Source organism: Clostridium cadaveris (genome assembly GCF_020911725.1).
Lineage (GTDB): Bacteria > Bacillota > Clostridia > Clostridiales > Clostridiaceae > Clostridium_X > Clostridium_X cadaveris.
The window spans coordinates 249,534-270,562 of sequence record NZ_CP076620.1 but is presented as its reverse complement, the minus strand read 5'-3'; the positions used below and the strand labels follow the sequence as shown (position 1 = coordinate 270,562).

The window sequence follows — 21,029 nt, the reverse complement described above, 5'->3', positions numbered from 1 at the left end:
GAGTACCATCATACTCTATCGCTTTAACGGGCGAACTCGTCATAATTTAAAGATATTATCCCAAATGAAGGGTAATATCAATTCAACTATGCAACTCCAAGACCATTTTCAGTAGTTATTATCTTTATCCTGTTTCACTAAATCAGGACTCTCTGTGAAAGTTTTAGTACTTACTTTTCTCTTCATCGTCTTTATCTTAGTACAAATAATACTCTTGCATATCTCTTTAAGTCAATGTTTTTTATTTATTTTGTAACATCGCATAATATCATATATAAATCAAAGACTTATTTTTGTAAAATACTACGAATTTTCTTTTTTATTACCATCTTTATCAAAATTTCTTTTCAATGCTCGCTCTGTGGGAAAAATGGAACCAACTAAGAAAATAAGTTGTATAATGCAAATATTCTATATCCAAAACCCCATTCTTATATCACCCCTCATATAAACATTGCTAATCACAAAATCATACAATTGTTAGTAAGAATTCAATATATATTTAAGACATTATCTATTTTATAAAGAGACCTATTATCTCCATGTCAGTATTGTAGTTCACAGAAAGCTGCATTTTGCTATTTTCATATTTAGCAACAATTACAACTGATGCGGTATTATCCTTACCAGATACAACCTCTTTAGATATGCTGTCGTAGTCACCTAATTTTTCAGATATAGGCTCCCATGCACCCTTTAACACTTCTGGAGAAATCTTGTCTTTTGTACCTTCTACAACTTTTGCGTTAATTTTGTCATACTCTTTGTCATTTAAATTTTTTAATACCTCTTCAGCTGATACCTTTAATTTTGCCTCATCAAATTCAGAATTAAGTTTTGATCCACATGCTACAAGTCCAAATGCAATTCCAATAATACATATTATAGCCATCAATTTTTTCATAACTCATCTCTCCCTCTCTCAATTAGTTAATAAGATTTTTCTTCTCTTTCATATCTATCATTTGATTGAAATCATTCTTCTAATAACCTTCTAGACTTGAAAATCCATACTACCGATAGTATTGCCATAATTCCTATAAAAACTTCTATCCCTATAACACTCACCCCAAACACACTGGTCAATATGACTATTGGAGAGTCTACTAACATGTGTAAAAATACTGCAAGTACCACATATTTGAAGCATCTCTTCTTCACTGCATACAATACTAAAATACTAAATCCAATTTGAATTATCATGGCGAAAATTCTTTCAATTCCCCCCATAAGTATCAAATATGGCGATGTGTTTAAAAACTGATTCTTTATTGCCTCTGTGACTCCAATGCTTAAATAGCTACCATTATTTATGCTCAAAGCTACGACTAAATTATTTATATTTGTAACGCCACAGATTAACATAGCCTCTATTCCACCATGACCTATCCCATAAGCTACTCCATCTACAAATCCAAACTTTCCCTTAAGTGCTGTTGAAAAAGCAAGATATCTGCCAAGCTCTTCGGCAAGTCCCGCTGTAAGTCCTAAAAATATTCCGTATGTCCAAGGATTCATACTTATATTTATAAACCACTCCATTGACGGAAAAACCTGATTTAAAAGAGGAACCCTTATTAAATACTGGAATATTATAAATACTGCTGCACCCATTAATGCTGATTTAATAACTTTTTTCTTCTTAAAACTTAGATATATAACAAGTCCTATTGGGATTCCAAAGCTTATAACTAAATTTATGATTATGACTATAAAAGTAGATATTTCTATCATAAAAACACCTCTTTCATTTAATTTATTCCTCTATAGGTATAAATAAATTCACTTTGAACTCATCTTCTTCTCTTTCTATTCTCATATGCCCATCGTACTTTTCAAGTGCCATCTTTACATTTCCAAGACCTAATCCTTCATGTTTTTTCTTGCTAGACATTAGCTTTTCGCTGCCATCTAAAGTCTTATCGTTACAAGAATTGATTATTGATATTACTATAAACTCCTGAACCTTATTTGCTTTCAATAATATATAAGGATTCTGCTTGACATCTTTAGCTGCAGCTATGGCATTATCCAGCAAATTTGCAAAAATAGTGGTTACATCTATCTCCCTCATGAAATCCAAGGAAACATCATTAAGCTTACAGCTCATGTCTATTCCATATGTGTTTCCAAGCTCTACTTTATCGTTTATCACTATATTTAATACCGAATTAGTGGTGTAATAATCTTGATTAAAAGAATTTAAAAGTTCCATGATATCATCACTATATTTTTTACCTTTATAATGTTCTTCCATATCATAAAGCCGTTCCATAGACTGAAGATGATTCTTCATATCGTGAATAATCTTTCGTGAGCTTTCATACTTTTTCTCTAAATTATTGTAGTACTCATACTGAAGATCTGCCTTTTGTTCATACAATGCAATTTCATTCTTAAGATCATTATTTTGCGATATAGTTTGAAATAAATAAGTTAAATATACGTTTAAAAATAAGATAAAAATTATATTAATAACTATAAGTGCAGTCAAAATAGGATACATTATATACTGAGTTAAAGTAAGCATAACCATTATATTTAAAAAGCTGAATAGAGGAAGAAATATAAAATTAAACACTTGAACCTTATTTAATCTTTTAATCTCCTTCTTTCTAAAGAATTCTAAAAATAATCGATAACTGCATAGAACTATAACTTGGGCAGTGACCAGCATCAAGCTAGAATACCACGCATTTTTGTAGTAAAAGGTATCACTCCACATAAAAACCACATTAAATATTGGAACTACTATAAATTCACAAATACCTATACACAAAGAAAATAAGCCATAATATATCATATACATCTTTTCTTTATTAAAAAGAAAGTGCCCCATAAGAACATTTAATATACACATCATCACTGTCTTTTGAATTGGATAGTTGAATATGCTGACAGATGTTACAAGCAGTACATGTATCAAAATCATAATTCCGTATACCCATTTGGTCCTATATATATTTCTCTTAAGCTTTCTCATAAAATTAAAGCTAACAAAGGTTGTACATATGCATGTAAGAAATGATATGCATAGGATTACAATTAATTCATAAAACACTATTCTTCCCCCTTAAATCTTCATACTTAAGCTTTCTGCCTTTCATCATCCTATTAAATGCTCTAAAAATATATTGAGCTGCTCTCTGAAATAAGGTGACTTTTTCTGAGATAGGGGTACCATCTTGCCATTAGTGATTAGAATGTCATAACCTTTTACCTTTTTCACATGAAATAGATTTACACAAAAACTCTTATGAGGCATTATAAATCCATACTGTTCCATATCATTAGCTATATCATTTATCTTTTTCCTCAAAGTATATCTACCCTTTTGAGTTTCCATATATATTCTTCTATCACTGTACTCAAAATAATATATTTCTCTAGCTTCAATCCTCACTATGCCCTCTTCTGTAGAAAACTCCAACATATCTTGTATAGTCTCCACTTCATTTTTGTAGGATATAACTTCATGAATTTCATTTAAAACTTCTTCTCTTTTGATAGGCTTCTCAAGATATCCAAAAGCATGAAGAGAAAATGCATATTTTCTATAATCAGAAAAGTTTGTCACATAAATTATATAAACTTTCTTATCATAGCTTCTTATACACTTTCCAGTTTCTATACCATTGATTCCTTCCATATCTATATCAAGAAATATTATGTCATAGTATTTCTTCTTCTCTATCAGAACTTCTCCGCTGTTATAGGTATCTATAAAGCAGTCATTTAATTCTCCTTTTATTATTTCTTTCATATTTTTTATTACATTCATGTCATCATCACATATAGCTATCTTAAGCATGCTCTCACTCCATTTAATAAATTCTACCGTAGATTTATGATTTCATTATATTTGCACAAATTCTAGAATACAATAGACTTTGCATAATATACAGAATTACTGCATAAGTTACAGCACGAGTTATTTACCGAATATAAAACCTTACCTTAAAAGGTTAACTTTTCATTTGAAGCTAGTCATGATAGATTATATAATATATAATATAAATTATGGTAAATTATATTCAATTATTAAGAGATACGTCTTTTTATGATTGTTTATAATTTTCAAAAACAACTTTAATCTAACAGAAAAGAGAAATCTAATCTGAAAGAAAATAATTAATGGCTTTAATTTTTATAGCATGTTAGTTATATTAATTAATATGAAGTATGGTTGATTTTATCAGCTTTATTTTTCATAGAATTAATATTGGTTAATAGCCTAGTTTTCTTTTAGAACGTAAGAAAACTAGGCTTTTTTATTTGGATTAATTATTGGAAATGTTAGATTTTAAAAATAAGGGAGGCGAATATTATGAAAAAGATAGCTGTAATAAGCGCAATTTTAGAAGATCCTTCAGTCTGTCAGAAGGAATTTAACGAAGTTGTTGCGACTTTTAGGGGGAATGTACGAGGCAGAATGGGTATCCCCTTCGAGGAAGGAGTTTCTGTTGTCTCTATAACTGTAGTCGGTAAATTGAACGATATTAATAGTCTTACAGGGAAACTTGGAAATATACAAGGGGTTACGGTAAAAACTGCTATATCAAAAATGGAAATTTAAATATGGGAGTGATTAATATTAAATCAAAAGAAATCATTGATAAACTATCCAAAAGCAACAATGCTTCAAGAGAAGAACTTTTGTTTTTAATTGACAATTTAAACAATGAAGATAAGGAATACCTTGTGGAAAAGGCTCATGAAACTCGAATGAGGACATATGGAGACAGCGTTTATATGAGAGGTCTTATAGAGTTCACAAATTTTTGTAAAATGGATTGTGTGTACTGCGGTATTAGAAGAAGCAATAAAAATGCAGATAGATATAGATTAACCTACGAAGATATAATGGAATGCGCTGATATAGGTGATAAATTAGGTTACAAAACTTATGTGCTTCAAGGCGGTGAAGATCCTTACTTTACTGATGAAAAAATGGTTGAAATTATCAAAGGCATAAAAGAAAGATACCCTAATAATGCTGTAACATTATCTTTAGGCGAAAGAAGCTATGAGTCCTATAAAAAAATGTTTGAGGCAGGTGCCGACAGATATCTTTTGAGGCATGAAACTGCAACAAAAGAACTTTATGAATCTTTGCACCCAGGAGCAAACTTTGAAAACAGAAGAAATTGTTTGAAAAATTTAAAGGAAATCGGATATCAAATAGGTGCTGGGTTTATGGTTGGAATACCAAATCAGACTAATGATGATTTGGTAAATGATTTAATATTTTTAAAAGAATTAGATCCTCATATGTGCGGAATTGGGCCATTTATTCCTCATAAAGACACTCCGTTTAAAAATGAAACAGCAGGAACAGTAGATAAAACTACAACAATGCTGGCTTTGACAAGGCTGCTTCTTCCCAATGTTTTATTGCCTTCAACTACTGCTCTTGGAAGTATTGATCCTACAGGCAGAGAAAAAGGAATAAAAGCAGGTGGAAATGTTGTGATGCCTAACTTGTCACCAACTAGAGTCAGAGAAAAGTACTCCTTGTATGATGGAAAAATATGCACTGGTGATGAAGCTGCCGAATGTAGAATGTGTATAGAAAACAGAATAAGGAAAGCCGGCTTTAGAGTTGAAGTAACAAGAGGTGACAATGTCCTTTGGGCAAAATCAAACAAAGTAAATGAAACTAGCAAAAATAAGGTAAAAGTTCATAACCTTATAATTAATAAGTTATAAAAGGAGATTTTGAATTATGTTTATAGATCATGAGTATATAGAAAGAATTTTAGACGAAGCAAAATCAGCCACTAAAGAGGATATTCAAAACATTTTAGAAAAAGCTAAAAAGAGAAATGGATTATCTCACGAGGATATAGCTGTTTTACTTCAAGCAGATGATAAGAATTTAAAAGAAATGTACAAGATAGCTGGAGATATAAAAAATTCTATATATGGAAAACGTGTTGTCATCTTTGCTCCACTTTATGTTAGTAATTACTGCGTAAATAACTGTGTTTATTGTGGTTATCAGCGTTGTAACAGCTTTAAGAGAAGAAAACTTACACAAGAAGAAGTTAAAGATGAAGTTAAAATACTTGAAAAAATGGGACATAAGAGATTAGCTTTAGAGCTTGGTGAAGATCCTGTTAATGCTCCAATCGACTATGTCTTAAAGTGTTTAGACACTATATACAAAACTCAAAATAGTAATGGAGAAATAAGAAGAGTCAACGTAAATATAGCTGCAACAACAGTTGAAAATTACAGAAAGCTTAAAAAAGCTAACATAGGCACATATATATTATTCCAAGAAACCTACCACAAACCTACTTATGATAAAATGCATCCAAAATCCATAAAAGGAGATTACAACTATCATTTAACTGCATTTGATAGAGCTATGGAAGCTGGTATAGACGATGTTGGTGGAGGAGTGCTTTTTGGTCTTTCCGATCCTAAATTTGAAGTTCTAGCTTTAATGATGCACAATGAGCATTTAGAGGAAAAGTTTGGTGTTGGCTTTCATACAGTTTCTTTCCCAAGATTAAAGAAAGCAAAAGGAATGGATTTAGAAAGTTTCCCAAATTTATTAGATGACAATATGTTTAAAAAAATAGTAGCAATTACAAGAATAGCAATACCATTTACAGGAATAATAATGTCTACCAGAGAATCTGCTGAGATGAGAAGAGAATTATTAAAATACGGAGTTTCTCAAGTAAGTGCTGGTTCAAGTACTGGTGTTGGTGGATATAAAGAAAGAGAAGAAGGCAAGGAAGATGAACAGTTTAAAACATCAGATGAAAGAACACCATTGGAAGTTCTAAAATCTCTTTTAGATGACGGCTATATTCCAAGTTACTGCACTGCCTGTTATAGAAAAGGAAGAACTGGCGAAAGATTTATGAAACTTGCAAAGTCAGGAAATATCCAATATGTCTGTGAACCTAATGCAATGATGACATTGATGGAATTTGCTTTAGATTATGGCGACAAAGAAATATTAGAAAAGTCCGAAGCCCTAATCAAAAATGAGATAAACAATATTAAAAGAGATGATGTTAGAGAACTTGTAAAAAACAACCTTGAAAAATTAAAAAAAGGTGAAAGAGATCTTTATTTGTAATATGAAATAGGAGGTTCCCTATGAATACAGCTCCAAATTCAAACAGAAAACATATAGCTATATATGGAAAAACTAATTCAGGAAAATCTTCCTTGATGAACAGATTGTTGAATCAAGAAATATCTCTAGTTTCCGAATTAGAAGGTACTACTACAGATCCAGTCTTTAAGGCAATGGAGCTTATCCCAGTAGGACCAGTATTATTTATAGATACTGCAGGGCTAAATGACAACAGTGCTCTTGGAAAAATGAGAGTAAAAAAAACCTTGGAAATTTTAACGAGAACAGATTTAGCCCTCTATGTAATGGATAGCACTGATTTAGATTTTAGTTCCTATAAAGAAATGAAGTTAAAGTTTAAAAAGTACAATATTCCTTATATAACAGTTATAAACAAAATAGACACACTACATCCCGAGGAATTAAAAAAAATAAAATCACAATTCCAAGATGCTGTTTTTATATCCACATATGAAAATCAAGGTCTTGAAGAACTAAACGCATTAATTATAAATAAATTAGAAGATGCAGAAAGTGAAATTCCTATACTTGGAGATCTAGTTCCATACAATGGAAAAGTAATATTAGTAGTTCCAATAGACTCGGAAGCTCCAAAAGGTAGAATAATACTTCCACAAGTGCAGTGCATAAGAGATTGCCTTGACCATGGAATAAAAAGCTATGTTGTAAGAGATACCGAACTAGAGTCAGCTTTAGAAGATATCAAAGATGTTGATTTAGTCATAACTGATTCTCAAGTTTTTAAAAAAGTAGATGAAATTGTACCCAAAAATATGAAGCTTACTAGCTTTTCCATGTTATTTGCAAGACACAAAGGAGATATTAATGCCTTTGTAGATGGGGCAATTAAAATTCGAAATTTAAATAGAGATTCTAAAATACTTATCTCTGAAAGCTGCTCACATAATGTATCACATGAGGATATAGGAAGAGTTAAAATCCCTAAGATGTTAAACAAATATACAGGGTTTGATCTTCACTATGAATATAGAGTTGGTCATGATTTTCCAGATGATATAGAAAAGTATGATTTGATAATTCATTGTGGAGCCTGCATGATAAACAGAAAAACTGTATTGAACAGAGTCAAGCTATGCAAAGAGAAGGGAATTCCTATAACAAACTATGGTGTTTTAATAGCATATTTGACCGGAATCCTTGATAGAACTATGTTAATTATGGATAACAATATTTAAATGCAAGGAAATGTTAACTATTTACACTAGCAATTGATCTTATATCAATAAAAACTGTACCTCCAAATTCAGATAAAAAAACTGGCTTTTAGAGGTACAGTTTAGTTTTATACTATAATTTTACATCATAAATATCCTCAATAGGAAACTTGATAAAAGCATCATAAAGGCGCCGCCTATTCTAGATGAAATCTGTCCAAAAGGCATTAGTTCCATTCTATTAGCTGCTGATAATACAGCAACATCTCCTGTTCCACCCATGTTTGCCATGCAAAGTCCAGCGGTAACAGATGCCTCTATTGGATAGAAACCAACAAGTTGACCAACTACTGCAGTTCCTATTATAGCTCCTATTACAGTAACCAGTACAAGTATTACATATATTCCAGAGAATGCTTCAGCAATCTGTCCTAAATTTGTATAAGTTACTCCAACTCCAACTAAAAGTGCTGGTGTCAAATTAGTCATTATAAATCTAAACCATTGATAGCAACAAATCTCAAACTTTTCAGGCATTAGTCCTAAAACTTTGATAGCTGCAACTGATAAGATCATCCAAGCATAAGCATGAATTGATGGTACAAATTTAGCGATAATTGTCCCAACACAGAAGAATACAGTGGCAATCAAAAGACCCTTACCTAAATTCTCAAATGTAACTAGTGCTTTATCTTTTAAATTTTCTTTTTCACTGTCAGATACATCATTTTTTACATTTCTTAAAAGCTGTCCTTCTCCAGATAGCTTTGGCATTTTTTTGCCTATCTTATTTAGTAACCCACCTAAAACTATAGCTACTGCATTTCCAAGCGCAACTGCGGGAACCATAACTGACAACAATTGTTCAGCACTTTGCCCAGTCTGACTTGCAAAAATTTGAGATAAAGGAACTGCACCTGCACCCATTCCTCCTCCCATTATTGGAATTGAGATAAAGAACATGGCTTCCTTTCCACCATATCCAATTAAGCTTCCAACCAAGTAAGTTAGTCCTAGCGCTGCTATAACTCCACCTATTATTGCTGGTAAATATCTTAAGGCAGCATTTATTAAAATTTTTCTGTTCATTCCCAAAATACTTCCTGTAATCAATGCAGCTATATAAAAATCTAAAAATCCATTATTTTTCATAAAGTTATTTACAATTGATACTGTACCTTCATTTATTATTCCAAAATAGACTAAAGCTGCTGATCCAAATATTACGACTATAGCTCCTCCACCTAAATAACTTCTAACTATAGGCATTCTATTTCCTATTTCATTAAGAATCGTACCTACAACTATCATAAAAGCAAATGCTCCTATCATTCCTTTAGGAAGTGTTCCAAACATTACAGAAACTATCACTACAATTGCAAGAACTCCAAACATATACCATGGCATTCCAAACAATTCATATGTGCTTTTCTTCTCATTGACATCAATCATCTTATTACCCCCATCTATTGTTGTTTTAGTAACACTAATTGTTTTATGTATTTATTGTAAACCTATTCATAATTAACTAACATATTAAATAACTTTTTACATAATAAAATAAATAAAAAAAGTTTTGTTATGATTTTAACAAAACTTTTCTTAAATACATTTTCAGTTTTCACTTAATTTGCAATATTTATATGTAGGTCGTCCTACTGTACCATATTCCAATTTTAATACTACCTCATTAATGTTTGTAAGATACTCCATATATTTTCTAACCGTTACTACCGAAATCCCTAAATCATTAGCTATTTCCTCAGATACTATTATCTTTTCTTCACTGCTTTTAATGTAGTTTCGTATATGCTGTAACGTTCTTTTATTCAAACCTTTTGGTATATTCATATCAGTTACAGACCTTCCAATGGTCTTATCAATATCATGTTGAGTCATTAATTTTTCACTTCCATGAAAAATCTGAAATCTATTTTTATAAGCATCTAAAGTATTCTTAAATCTTTCATATCTAAATGGCTTAATTAAATAATCTACTGCTCCAAATTTAAATGCTCTATCTATCATTCCAATATCATCTGCTGCTGTTAAGAAAAAAGCATCAACAAGGTTTCCATTCTTACGAATTTCTGTAAGAAGATCAATACCGTTTATTATAGGCATATAAACATCCAATATCAAAAGATCTACTTTTATAAACTTTAATTTCTCCATGGCCAAACTTCCATTAGAAGCAGTAGCTTTTACATTAAAGCCATCAATACTTTTAACATATTGACATATAATATCCATAACCATAGGATCATCCTCAACAATCATTACATCAATCATTTTAAATCCCCTCCTTAGCATTATATGGTATTATTACAGTAAATTTTGTGCTTACATTCTCAATAGAATCTACATATACATGACCCTTAAAATTGTTTATTGCTTGTTGTACTAAGTATAATCCTGTACCTCTATCGTCACCCTTTGTAGACACACCTCTTTTAAACATATGGTCTTTAATGTCCGCTGAAATTCCTGGTCCATTATCCTCAACTTCAATTTTGATATTTGTATCGTCTTCATATATAAATATTTTAATCCATCCTTCATTTTTCACGTCTTGTTTCAATGAATCTAATGCATTATCTATAAGATTTCCTATTATAGTTACCAGCGAATGACAAAGGACCCTATTGTGTATCTTATTGATATAGCTCTTGTTATATATATTTAAATCTATATTTTCTTCTCTACACTGATATATTTTTCCTATTATTAATCCACTAATAACTTCATCATTAATATTTTTCATAATATACTTTAATGTAGATTTTTTATTTTCCTCAATTTCTATTATGTAGTCTATAGCTTTTTCTACTTGCCCCATCTCTAAAAGTCCCATTATTACCTGAAGTTTATTAGAAAATTCATGATTATTCGCACGTAGAGCTTGTATCATCTGTTTTGCCCCCGTCAATTCTTCACCTAAATGTATTAATTGAGTTTTATCTCTAAAGCTAGCAACAGCTCCAACTACCTTTTCGTTTTCTATTATAGGTATTCTATTAGTGATTATAAGTTTGTCATTTATGGCCTGTTCCATATTATATTCTGCCTCTCCCCTATAAATAACACTCATTAATCTTGTATGGGGGATTACATTTTCTACAGATGCGCCTTTAATTTTTTTATCCGTAACTCCAAATAAATTTCTTGCACTTTCATTCATTAAAGTTATTTCACCTTTATTATTTATAGCCACTATACCTTCACGAATAGCTTCTGTTACGCTGCCATGTTCTCTATATAACTGAGCTAATTCTTCCGGTTCCATTCCAAGTAATATCTTTTTTGTATTTTTGGACAAGATTACTCCGCAAATGCTTCCAACAAACACACCTGTTATTAAAAATATCAATGACATGATGAATACTTCCTTTTGCTTTTCTCTAAAGGCTGTACGCATTGATCCTACTACTACATAGCCAACTTGAGTGTTTTCTTTATTAAATATGGGGACAAATCCTCTTATTGATATTCCCAAAGTTCCTTTATTTTCAGTTATATACTTTTGACTTTTAGTAATTACATCGATTTCATCTCCGCCAACCATTTTTGTTCCAATAAGCTTTTCATTGGGATGAGAATATCTTATTCCATTCATATCACATACTACAATAAAATCTATATATACTACATGTTTTGAAATATTGTTAGCTAGACTTTGAATTTCTCCTTTATATTCATTTCCCTCTAGCTCTTCGTGAACCAATGAGGTCTGAGCCACAGTGTCTCCAATATTCAACAAATTCTTTTCTAAATCATTGAAGTTCTTCTTCAAAATAAGTTTTGTTGTCAGTCCTGTAGTAATAATCGTAGAAAGTAATATGATAAAAATTATAGCTAGAGTCATCTTCGTCTGAAACTTAATCTTCATTGTTATCCTCTGATTTCGTAATTAATTATATGTTTCTTTAAATAAAAATAACATATAAAATACCATGTTATATAATATAAATTATACCATACTTTGTAATAAAAAAATAAACCCGAATACCAAAGTACTCAGGTTTATTCCACAGTTCGTCATATATAAATAAGTTAATTTAAAGATTAAACTTATTTAATTATAGAATATTGTCCATCTTCGACAGCCTCTATACATGAGTTATAAAAAGCTTCTACAGCTTTTACCATGTATTCAAGGTCTTTAGCCCCTGCAGTTTCATAAGTTGAGTGCATTGCTAATTGAGGCAGTCCAATATCTACAGTATTTAAAGAAACTTGTGAGTTTGATATATTTCCTAAAGTTGATCCACCTAACATATCTGAACGATTAGTGAAACTTTGGCATGGAACACCTACAGATTCACATATATTCTTGAATATTGCAGATGAAACTCCATCTGTAGTGTACTTTTGATTTGCATTGTATTTTATTACAATACCTTCATTCATATACACTCTATTAGTCGGATCTGACTTTGAAGGATGATTTGGGTGAACAGCATGAGCATTGTCAGCTGATAGCATGAAGCTTGAAGCTACTGTAGTATAATAGTCCTCCTCACTTCTTCCCATAGCCATATTTATTCTCTTTAATGTATCATATAAGAAAGTTGAGGCAGCTCCCTGTTTTGTTCCACTTCCCACTTCTTCATTATCAAATACACAATATACAGATGCACTATTTTCTGACTGTCCCTTTAAGAAACCTTGAAGAGATGTAAATGCGCACTCTAAATCATCTAGCTTTGCACATAATATAAACTCTTCGTTTAATCCAGCAACTGTTCCATTCATTCTGTTATATAAGAATAAATCTGTTCCCAATATGTCCTCTACTTTAACTCCTGCATTTTCTGCTACTAATTTTAAGAAAGAATCTTTTGCATCGTTGCTACCATAAAGAGGAAGCATGTCCACTTGTGCATTATAAGCATAGCCATCATTAGCTGTCCTATTCATATGGATAGCTACGTTAGGGATTACAACTAAATCCTTATCTATATTTACTAGATGAGTTTTAACTCCGTTTTCTCCCTTAACTAATATTCTTCCTGCGATTGATAATGGACGGTCAAACCATGTTGAACATAGCATTCCACCATATCTTTCAGTGTTTAATTGAACGTATTTACTATTTACCTCAAGCTCTGCATTTTCCTTAATCTTAAAAGTTGGTGCATCACTGTGGCTAGCTACTATATGGAAACTCTTGTAAGCCTTTGAAGGTATCTTAAAAGCTATTACAGAAGATAGGTTTCTAGTAACATAATACTTCTTTCCCACTTCTAAACTCCAAGTTTTTCCCTCCAAAAGTTCTACAAAACCTTCGCTCTTTAGCTGATCCTTAATTGCTTCTATAGCATGGAAACAGCTAGGAGACTTTTCAATAAAATTAAATAATTCTTTTACGTACTTTGAACTCATAATCTTACCTCCTATTTTGTAGATTGAACTGTATTTTTATTCTTCCTTTCCTTTTCAGCTAATTTAGGCATTATTAAACCTAAGCTTATTAGTATAAATGGTGTTACTATATTTAATACTAATTGGAATGGATCTTTTGAGTACATACCGCCTATACATGCAAACGCTGTAAATACAAAACACCATGCACCAAGTATCATCCCTAGAGTTCTGCTCTTAGTAAAACGATATTCAGCCTTAAATTTATCTCCAGCTTTCTTTAGTGCAATGTATGCTGCAAATACCCATAAGTAACGTAATGGCATACATACTGCATTTAATTTAACTAACCACTTAACCATAGCATCAACGCTTCCAATTCCAAAAGCAGGTATTATGATTAAGATAGATACGATCAATGCTATAAGTTTGTTTCCATTAACATATGAACCGTATTTATTTTGAACAAACATCTTTTCAGGGATGTATTTTCTATCTGTGCTATCAAGTAAAATACGTAAAGGTGCATCTATTGATAGTATCAAAGTATAGATCTGTCCAATAAAGTTAGTTATAGCATATATTATAACAAATAAATTACCAACATTATAGTATCCGCCTAATTTTTGGAACGCATAATATCCTCAATTTGTTATATAATTATTCACTTTTTTCCTCCATTTTATTTTTATATATAGCTTTTCTCCTACCTTTTCAGCCCATATTTCATGACCCATTTTTTCTACTAGGCTTTTAGTTATAGCCAGTCCAAGTCCTGTATTCTGACCTGTTCTCATTCTATCTGCTGTAAAAAACCTATCAAATATTTTCGGAACATCCTCATCTTTTAAATCACAAACATCGTTAGAAAATTCTGTTAATACATATTTACCTTCATTTTTTAGAACTATACAGAATGAACTTTTTGCATATTTTAATGCATTTTGCATCAAATTAGTAAAAATTCTTGCAATTCCCTGCTCATCTCCATTTATAAAACCTATATTTTCTTGTATATTTATTTTTGGTTCTAACCCTTTATTTTTTAAATCATCATAAAATAATGCTATAATTTCGCATAAATTTTCACTTAAATTTATATCTTCCATAATCATTCTATACTCATCAGCTTGAATTCTAGATAAATCATAAAAATTTGATATAAGTTCTTTTAATGTCGTAGAACGCCTCTCTATTATACTCATATATAGTTTCTTGTCGTCTTCATCAGTGTCATCATCCTCCAGAAGCTGCATATATCCCATTATAGACGTAAGCGGTGTTCTTAAATCATGAGACATATTTGCTATAGACTGTCTCAATTCTAAGTCCTTTTCCTTATATTTAAATTCTATCTCCTTCTTAATCTTTATAGCATTATTGATTTCCATTATAAGTCCCTCTAAATTTTTATTTGGATAAGATATTTTAAGTAGTTCATTAGTATTACGTTTATTTATTTCAGATAAGCTCTCTTTTAATTTATTTATTTCTCGTTTTCTTAAAATTAGAAGGTTTATAGTAATACAAAGTAATGCTATTAAACCTATTATAATAATATTTTGCATGACTAAAACCTCCATAAAAATCACTTTACTTCCGAATTTCTAAATATTAAATATCCAATAAAATTGAATATGATAGCCGTTACTATTCCAACTATAGCTACATTGATTAGTTCGTTGTTTCCTAGAGTATAATCGTTGAATATCTCTATTTGCGTATATAAAAGATACTCATTCAATTTGCTGAATTTGCTCCATATAGATATAGATAAAAACATTATAAATTTTTTAGATGCTAGAATAACTATGATGTAAGTAAATATTCCCGAAGTATTATTTTTTAGTATAACGCTTAAAGCATTAGCCATAGCTAATCCACCTAAAAATACAGGTATTATAGCTAGTAGCCTTTTTAAAAACTCATAGAATAAAGTATTGTCATATCCATTTTCCCATTTTAATAAAGAGAATCCTATGAGAAATGATATAAAAACTACTGCACAAACTATAAGTGCCAAAATTATTTCTGATATACATTTGCTCAAATATATTTTCCCTCTCGATATATTTGAGGAAATCACATTCTTAAGTGTACCTTCTTTATATTCATCTTCAATGAAAACTGAAAATACAAATACTAAAATCAATATTATTTCTACGCCCTTAGGTATCACATTAATTAAAACATATTCCTTAGATGCAGGATCATTTCCTATAGAGAGAAAAAACTGTACTAATATTGTAAGAAAGCCTATTATTCCAGCTGCCAAATATCCAAATGGCCTATGAATAAATCTATATAAATCCGCCTTAACTAGATTAATCATTTCTCTTCCTCCTTACTTAATTTCCTGTTTATTGAAAATAAACATCCCTAGAAGAGTAAATAATGTAGCATAGATTAACCCAGTAACAATCACCGGTATATAAGTACTTTTCTCTGCAAACGCATTTCCTACATAACCTATATTATAAGTTATTAAAAGCCTCTGTATCCATTCAACCTGCGGTGCAATGGTCTTTTTGAGGAGAAATATAACTACAGATATTTGAAGTATTATAAAATAATATATAACTGATACTACAGACTCATTTTTTATTAATACACTTAGAAAATTTATTAATGCTATCATTCCAACATAACCCACCGATACTACAGCGAACCTCATTAAAAAATCTCTAACTAGAGAAATGCTATATTCATTTCCTGCTTCAATAGTACTGATCATTAAAAAGAAAGCTATAAGGCTTACCACTGACACTATGAAAGCTAATATCACTTGTACTATAAATCTGCTTAAAAATATCTTATATTTATTTACATTAGAGGATAATAAATTCTTTATAGTTCCTGCTTTCAAGTCATCTGTCATTACAACTGAAAACAGCATTAAAATGTAAGTAATAAACGGAAATCCAAACCCTGCAACTTTGATAAAGGCTTCTCTAGAATACCCCTCTTTAGCTACTATAACATCTACGATTAAGTTTCCTTGAGATGAATATATAACAAAAGCCATAGCCGATATTAATGCCCCAATTACAACATATATAAATGGTCTTTTATAATATTTATAAAGTTCTGCTTTTATAAGCTTAATCATTTTTCTCCCCTCCTACAAGTTCTAGGAAGTACTCTTCTAAACTGCTTCCTACTCTTTCTAAAGAGGATACCATTACCCCTGCATTTAATAATGCCTTATTCACTACATGAGGCTCGTCCAAATAAGCATATACCTTTATTAAATTATTATTTAATACTTCATAGTCTTTGCACTTTAACTTTTCTTCTAATATAGCAGCAGCACTCTCAGCATCATCCACTTTTATGGATAAGCAATGCTTGCATCTCTCCTCTAATTCTTGAGCTGATATCTCTTGTACTAATTTCCCATCATTAATAAAGCCATAACAGGTAGCAAGCTGTGAAAGTTCTCCTAAAATATGACTTGATATTAAAATGGTGGTATTCCTAATCCTATTAAGCATCAAAAGTAAATCTCTTATCTCCTTAATTCCCATAGGATCTAATCCATTTATAGGCTCATCTAAAATTAAAAAGTCAGGACTACCCATTATAGCCAATGCCAATCCTAGTCTCTGCTTCATACCAAGAGAAAAGCCTTTAAACTTCTTCTTTCCTGTATCAATCAACCCTACAAGCTTTAATGCTTCATCTACGCAATTCTTATCTACTATTCCTCTTTGGATTCTGTAATACTCTAAATTTTCTTTAGCTGTTAAGTATGGATAAAACGCAGGAGTCTCAACGATGCATCCAACCCTCGTATGCATCCTTATCCTATCTGGTTCATTATTAGCATCAAACAGTTCAAAATCTCCACTAGTTGGACTAGTTAATGATAGTGCCATTCTTATAAGTGTTGTCTTTCCTGCTCCATTCTTTCCAACTAATCCATATATGTCACCTTTTTTAACTGTCATACTAACATCAGTTACAGCAAGTTTATTTCCATAATTTTTGCTTATATTCCTAGTAGCAAGTATATTTTCTCTCATAAAAATCTATCCTTTCTTAATTACTTAGTTTCTTTCTATAGGTCTATTCTAAAGGCAATAGACCAAGATACCTTAAAGAAAACATTAAGAAAGTCTTAAATTACTCCGCAAGTTTAAATCCTATTCCCCATACAGTTTTTATATAATCATTTTCTTTATCTATAGAAGCTATCTTATTTCTCAAATTACTTATATGTACATTTACTGTATTATCATCGCCCAAAAATTCATCATTCCATACATGTTCAAAAAGATTTGCTCTAGTAAATACCTTCTTAGGATTACTCATCAAAAGCTCCAATATTGCAAATTCCTTGGCTGTAAGCTGTAGTTCTTTGCCTCTAACTGCAACTCTGACTTCCTCCATATCCAATTCTATTTCTTTATATTTAAGTGTTTTCTTAACCTCTGCTTTAGAAAACTTGGTATACCTTCTAAGCTGTGCCTCAACTCTTGCAACAAGCTCTAAAGCATCAAATGGCTTGGTCACAAAATCATCTGCTCCAAGTTTTAAAGCATTTACCTTATCTTCTGAGCTTGTCTTAGCCGAAATTACTATTATAGGCATATTCTTTTTCTTTCTTACTTCCTCTATGATTTCCTCTCCAGTCATTCCGGGTAGCATCAAATCTAGTATCACCAGTTGAAAGTCAAACATATCAAGACACATCCTTGCTTCTGTACCTGAAAATGCCTGTCTCACATTAAAGCCATTCTTCATTAGAATCTTATTTATAAGTCTATTTATATCCTGATCATCCTCAACAACTAAAATATTTAACTCCTTAGACATCCCTTTACCTCAATTCCGTTTTATTCTACACATCAATTATAGCCAACATCTCTTAAAATTGAAAATAATTTATATTATGTCTGTCCAATAGTTCGAGGACCTAATATCTTTTATTAAATACGAAATTAGATAACTCTTAATTTTAAGGAAGGGGTATAGTAATGGATAGAATTTATTTTGAAAAATTTCTTTCTAATGATGATTTAACAGAAGCAGAAATCGAGTATATGTTATTACCTAACTATTGGAGACAAGGTTATGGAAGTGAAATTACAACGAAATTACTGAAAATTGCTAGAGAAGTAGATAGTATACAAACACTTGTAGCCAATGTGAAACCAGATAACATAGGTTCGAAAATAATATTATTAAAGACTGGTTTTGCACACTGCAAATTTTTCGAAAATCTTGATAATGGCTCTCCCGTAGAAATGTTTAATAAAAATATTGTACACTAATATTAGATGATGATATACGTTTATTGAGCAAAACATATCGTCTCCAAACTGCAAAACAATAATATCAAATTTAAATGAAAAGTATTTTTAGAACTCAATATTTTTATGATTTATAGACAATTACAAAAGCCAGAAATACCTCTAAGTGTATTTCTGGCTTTTCTTAAATTTCATTTTATAATAAAGTAAGCAATATTCCAAAAGTTACAGTCATATATTAAAATTTCTACGAAGTCAGAAGTAGAAATCTCCATAACTTTTCACTATTAACTGCTCAACTTTTAATTTATTCTCTATTATCCTAAGAAAATCTCTAAATCATTTTCTACATTAGTTATACCAGCGATACCAAAATTCTCTACTAATACTTTAGCAACATTTGGTGATAAGAATGCTGGAAGCGTTGGTCCTAGGTGAATATTCTTTACTCCTAGATATAGCAATGATAATAGTACAATTACAGCTTTTTGCTCATACCACGCTATATTAAATGCTATTGGAAGTTCATTTATATCTTGAAGTTCAAAAACTTCCTTTAGTTTTAATGCTATTAATGCAAGTGAATAAGAATCATTACATTGTCCTGCATCTAAAACCCTTGGTATTCCATTTATGTCACCTAAATTTAATTTATTATACTTATATTTTGCACAACCAGCTGTAAGTATTACTGTATCCTTTGGAAGGGCCTTTGCAAAATCTGTATAGTAGTTTCTTGATTTTGCTCTTCCGTCACAACCTGCCATAACAAAGAATTTCTTTATAGCTCCTGACTTAACTGCTTCCACTACTTTGTCTGCTAGTGCAAATACCTGATTATGAGCAAATCCACCTATGATTTCTCCTTTTTCTATTTCTGTTGGAGCTTTACATCTCTTTGCATGTTCAATTATCATTGAAAAATCTTTATCGTCTTCACTATTTCCTTTTATATGTGTACATCCCTCGAATCCTGCTGCTCCAGTTGTATATAATCTATCCTTATAGCTGTCCTTAGGTGGAACTATACAGTTTGTTGTCATAAGGATCGGTCCATTGAAGCTTTCAAATTCCTCTTTTTGTTTCCACCAAGCATTACCATAGTTACCTGCAAAATGAGAATATTTCTTGAAAGCTGGATAGTAATGAGCTGGTAACATTTCTGAATGAGTGTATACGTCAACTCCTGTGCCTTCTGTTTGCTTTAAAAGCATTTCTAAATCCTTTAAATCATGTCCTGATACAAGTATTCCAGGATTGCTTCTAACCCCTATATTAACCTTAGTTATTTCAGGATGTCCATAAGTTCCTGTATTAGCACTATCCAATAATGCCATACCGTCTACCCCAACTTTACCAGTTTCTAATGTTAAAGCTATAAGTTCGTCTATAGTTAAGCTATCATTTAAAGTTTTAGCTAATGTTTCTTGCATGAATGCATTTACATCTTCATTATCATATCCTAAAGCATTCGCATGTTTCATATATGCAGATAGTCCTTTTAATCCATATATAATAAGCTCTCTAAGGCTCCTTATATCTTCGTTCTTTGTTGACAGTACTCCAACAGCAAATGATTTTCTATCCATTTCTGACTTTGTAATAGCATTATATAATGCTGCTTCCGACAAGTTTTCTTTGTCATCTAATTGAGCTAATAATTCTTCTTTCACTCTTAATGTTTCTTTAACTCTTCCATAGAATACTTCATCATCAAAATTTGCATTGGTTATTGTTGTGAATAGATTTATAGTTATTAGGTGATTTACTTCAGCACCTACTTTTTTCCCTTCTTTTCTAAGTCTTGAAGTTACTTCTGATAATCCCTTTGTTGCATATATTAATAAATCTTGTATTCTAGCTAAATCAGGTGATTTTCCACACACACCAAACTGAGTACATCCTGTACATCCAGCTGTTTCTTGACATTGATAACAAAACATTTTATTTTCCATTGTTATACCTCCATTTTATTATTAGTTTTTAGATATTTTTATATCTTAATACATCCTAAAATCTTTACTATAACCAAAGTATATATATTTATCTTTTTTTAAGCGGTAACCTATGTTACAAAAAAATAAAAACTCATGATAATTTAAATATCATGAGTTT

General features: G+C 30.9%; 19 protein-coding genes, 1 pseudogene and 1 other annotated feature (1 of these 21 only partly in view). Of the genes and pseudogenes, 5 read left to right on the top strand and 15 right to left on the bottom strand.

Annotated features, from left to right (window positions below; all coding sequences use genetic code 11):
• Positions 1-195 (bottom strand) — a binding site (T-box leader); it reaches 71 nt to the left of the window's first position.
• Positions 196-514: 319 nt separating this feature from the next.
• The 4 genes from KQH81_RS01240 to KQH81_RS01225 all read right to left on the bottom strand — a co-directional run bounded on the left by KQH81_RS01240 (position 515) and on the right by KQH81_RS01225 (position 3,811).
• Positions 515-904 carry a DUF3887 domain-containing protein gene (locus KQH81_RS01240; RefSeq protein WP_230028726.1) on the bottom strand — a complete coding sequence of 130 codons (390 nt, stop codon included), beginning with the start codon at positions 902-904 and terminating at the stop codon, positions 515-517.
• A gap of 71 nt (positions 905-975) precedes the next feature.
• Positions 976-1,734 carry a YhfC family intramembrane metalloprotease gene (locus tag KQH81_RS01235; protein ID WP_230028724.1) on the bottom strand — a complete coding sequence of 253 codons (759 nt, stop codon included), beginning with the start codon at positions 1,732-1,734 and terminating at the stop codon, positions 976-978.
• Positions 1,735-1,756: 22 nt separating this feature from the next.
• A complete protein-coding gene (locus tag KQH81_RS01230; protein ID WP_099335970.1) occupies positions 1,757-3,061 on the bottom strand; it encodes a sensor histidine kinase in 1,305 nt (434 codons plus the stop codon).
• A 45-nt stretch (positions 3,062-3,106) separates the two neighbouring features.
• The gene (locus KQH81_RS01225; RefSeq protein ID WP_230028722.1) at positions 3,107-3,811 is read right to left on the bottom strand and encodes a LytR/AlgR family response regulator transcription factor; all 705 of its coding nucleotides are present in this window, start codon (positions 3,809-3,811) and stop codon (positions 3,107-3,109) included.
• 516 nt (positions 3,812-4,327) lie between these two features.
• Here KQH81_RS01225 and KQH81_RS01220 point away from each other — a divergent pair.
• From KQH81_RS01220 to hydF, 4 genes are read left to right on the top strand one after another with little or no spacing between them, the layout of a single operon-like run.
• Positions 4,328-4,576 (top strand): TM1266 family iron-only hydrogenase system putative regulator, encoded by a 249-nt coding sequence (locus KQH81_RS01220; RefSeq protein WP_230028720.1) that lies wholly within the window; start codon positions 4,328-4,330, stop codon positions 4,574-4,576.
• A 2-nt stretch (positions 4,577-4,578) separates the two neighbouring features.
• Positions 4,579-5,709: a [FeFe] hydrogenase H-cluster radical SAM maturase HydE gene (gene hydE / locus KQH81_RS01215; RefSeq protein WP_074845765.1), complete on the top strand. Its 1,131-nt coding sequence runs from the start codon at positions 4,579-4,581 to the stop codon at positions 5,707-5,709.
• A 16-nt stretch (positions 5,710-5,725) separates the two neighbouring features.
• Entirely contained in the window at positions 5,726-7,099 is a 1,374-nt protein-coding gene (gene hydG / locus KQH81_RS01210) for a [FeFe] hydrogenase H-cluster radical SAM maturase HydG (RefSeq protein WP_230028718.1), read from the top strand.
• 20 nt (positions 7,100-7,119) lie between these two features.
• A complete protein-coding gene (hydF, locus tag KQH81_RS01205; protein ID WP_230028716.1) occupies positions 7,120-8,316 on the top strand; it encodes a [FeFe] hydrogenase H-cluster maturation GTPase HydF in 1,197 nt (398 codons plus the stop codon).
• 120 nt (positions 8,317-8,436) lie between these two features.
• On the opposite strand, the gene KQH81_RS01200 is transcribed toward hydF, so the two are convergent.
• The 10 genes and pseudogenes from KQH81_RS01200 to KQH81_RS01155 all read right to left on the bottom strand — a co-directional run bounded on the left by KQH81_RS01200 (position 8,437) and on the right by KQH81_RS01155 (position 18,477).
• Positions 8,437-9,747, bottom strand: a complete 1,311-nt coding sequence (locus KQH81_RS01200; protein WP_230028715.1) for a 2-hydroxycarboxylate transporter family protein — start codon at positions 9,745-9,747, stop codon at positions 8,437-8,439.
• Positions 9,748-9,909: 162 nt separating this feature from the next.
• Positions 9,910-10,587 carry a response regulator gene (locus tag KQH81_RS01195; protein ID WP_230028714.1) on the bottom strand — a complete coding sequence of 226 codons (678 nt, stop codon included), beginning with the start codon at positions 10,585-10,587 and terminating at the stop codon, positions 9,910-9,912.
• 1 nt (position 10,588) lies between these two features.
• Positions 10,589-12,184, bottom strand: a complete 1,596-nt coding sequence (locus KQH81_RS01190; RefSeq protein ID WP_027640260.1) for an ATP-binding protein — start codon at positions 12,182-12,184, stop codon at positions 10,589-10,591.
• A 182-nt stretch (positions 12,185-12,366) separates the two neighbouring features.
• Complete coding sequence (locus KQH81_RS01185; RefSeq protein WP_230028711.1) at positions 12,367-13,680, bottom strand: M18 family aminopeptidase; 1,314 nt, start codon at positions 13,678-13,680, stop codon at positions 12,367-12,369.
• Positions 13,681-13,691: 11 nt separating this feature from the next.
• Positions 13,692-14,300: pseudogene (locus KQH81_RS01180) on the bottom strand (amino acid permease); the annotation flags it as partial.
• A 3-nt stretch (positions 14,301-14,303) separates the two neighbouring features.
• Positions 14,304-15,227: a sensor histidine kinase gene (locus tag KQH81_RS01175; RefSeq protein ID WP_407647324.1), complete on the bottom strand. Its 924-nt coding sequence runs from the start codon at positions 15,225-15,227 to the stop codon at positions 14,304-14,306.
• A gap of 20 nt (positions 15,228-15,247) precedes the next feature.
• The gene (locus tag KQH81_RS01170) at positions 15,248-15,991 is read right to left on the bottom strand and encodes an ABC transporter permease (RefSeq protein WP_230028709.1); all 744 of its coding nucleotides are present in this window, start codon (positions 15,989-15,991) and stop codon (positions 15,248-15,250) included.
• Between the two features lie 12 nt (positions 15,992-16,003).
• On the bottom strand, positions 16,004-16,768 hold the full coding sequence (locus tag KQH81_RS01165) for an ABC transporter permease (protein WP_230028707.1): 765 nt from the start codon (positions 16,766-16,768) through the stop codon (positions 16,004-16,006).
• Positions 16,761-17,684: an ATP-binding cassette domain-containing protein gene (locus KQH81_RS01160; RefSeq protein WP_230028705.1), complete on the bottom strand. Its 924-nt coding sequence runs from the start codon at positions 17,682-17,684 to the stop codon at positions 16,761-16,763. The genes KQH81_RS01165 and KQH81_RS01160 overlap by 8 nt, the downstream gene beginning before the upstream one ends.
• 100 nt (positions 17,685-17,784) lie before the next feature.
• Positions 17,785-18,477: a response regulator transcription factor gene (locus tag KQH81_RS01155; protein WP_230028703.1), complete on the bottom strand. Its 693-nt coding sequence runs from the start codon at positions 18,475-18,477 to the stop codon at positions 17,785-17,787.
• Positions 18,478-18,638: 161 nt separating this feature from the next.
• On the opposite strand from KQH81_RS01155, the gene KQH81_RS01150 reads away from it, so the two are divergent.
• Positions 18,639-18,935: a GNAT family N-acetyltransferase gene (locus KQH81_RS01150; RefSeq protein WP_230028701.1), complete on the top strand. Its 297-nt coding sequence runs from the start codon at positions 18,639-18,641 to the stop codon at positions 18,933-18,935.
• Between the two features lie 296 nt (positions 18,936-19,231).
• Here KQH81_RS01150 and hcp read toward each other — a convergent pair whose 3' ends face one another.
• Entirely contained in the window at positions 19,232-20,869 is a 1,638-nt protein-coding gene (hcp, locus tag KQH81_RS01145) for a hydroxylamine reductase (RefSeq protein ID WP_027640269.1), read from the bottom strand.
• Positions 20,870-21,029: the final 160 nt, after the last annotated feature.

Coding starts and splice junctions, on each gene's coding strand:
- KQH81_RS01240 (WP_230028726.1), bottom strand. CDS start 904: ATGAAAAAATTGATGGCTATAATATGTATTATTGGAATTGCATTTGGA.
- KQH81_RS01235 (WP_230028724.1), bottom strand. CDS start 1,734: ATGATAGAAATATCTACTTTTATAGTCATAATCATAAATTTAGTTATA.
- KQH81_RS01225 (WP_230028722.1), bottom strand. CDS start 3,811: ATGCTTAAGATAGCTATATGTGATGATGACATGAATGTAATAAAAAAT.
- KQH81_RS01220 (WP_230028720.1), top strand. CDS start 4,328: ATGAAAAAGATAGCTGTAATAAGCGCAATTTTAGAAGATCCTTCAGTC.
- hydE (WP_074845765.1), top strand. CDS start 4,579: ATGGGAGTGATTAATATTAAATCAAAAGAAATCATTGATAAACTATCC.
- hydG (WP_230028718.1), top strand. CDS start 5,726: ATGTTTATAGATCATGAGTATATAGAAAGAATTTTAGACGAAGCAAAA.
- hydF (WP_230028716.1), top strand. CDS start 7,120: ATGAATACAGCTCCAAATTCAAACAGAAAACATATAGCTATATATGGA.
- KQH81_RS01200 (WP_230028715.1), bottom strand. CDS start 9,747: ATGATTGATGTCAATGAGAAGAAAAGCACATATGAATTGTTTGGAATG.
- KQH81_RS01195 (WP_230028714.1), bottom strand. CDS start 10,587: ATGATTGATGTAATGATTGTTGAGGATGATCCTATGGTTATGGATATT.
- KQH81_RS01190 (WP_027640260.1), bottom strand. CDS start 12,184: ATGAAGATTAAGTTTCAGACGAAGATGACTCTAGCTATAATTTTTATC.
- KQH81_RS01185 (WP_230028711.1), bottom strand. CDS start 13,680: ATGAGTTCAAAGTACGTAAAAGAATTATTTAATTTTATTGAAAAGTCT.
- KQH81_RS01175 (WP_407647324.1), bottom strand. CDS start 15,227: ATGCAAAATATTATTATAATAGGTTTAATAGCATTACTTTGTATTACT.
- KQH81_RS01170 (WP_230028709.1), bottom strand. CDS start 15,991: ATGATTAATCTAGTTAAGGCGGATTTATATAGATTTATTCATAGGCCA.
- KQH81_RS01165 (WP_230028707.1), bottom strand. CDS start 16,768: ATGATTAAGCTTATAAAAGCAGAACTTTATAAATATTATAAAAGACCA.
- KQH81_RS01160 (WP_230028705.1), bottom strand. CDS start 17,684: ATGAGAGAAAATATACTTGCTACTAGGAATATAAGCAAAAATTATGGA.
- KQH81_RS01155 (WP_230028703.1), bottom strand. CDS start 18,477: ATGTCTAAGGAGTTAAATATTTTAGTTGTTGAGGATGATCAGGATATA.
- KQH81_RS01150 (WP_230028701.1), top strand. CDS start 18,639: ATGGATAGAATTTATTTTGAAAAATTTCTTTCTAATGATGATTTAACA.
- hcp (WP_027640269.1), bottom strand. CDS start 20,869: ATGGAAAATAAAATGTTTTGTTATCAATGTCAAGAAACAGCTGGATGT.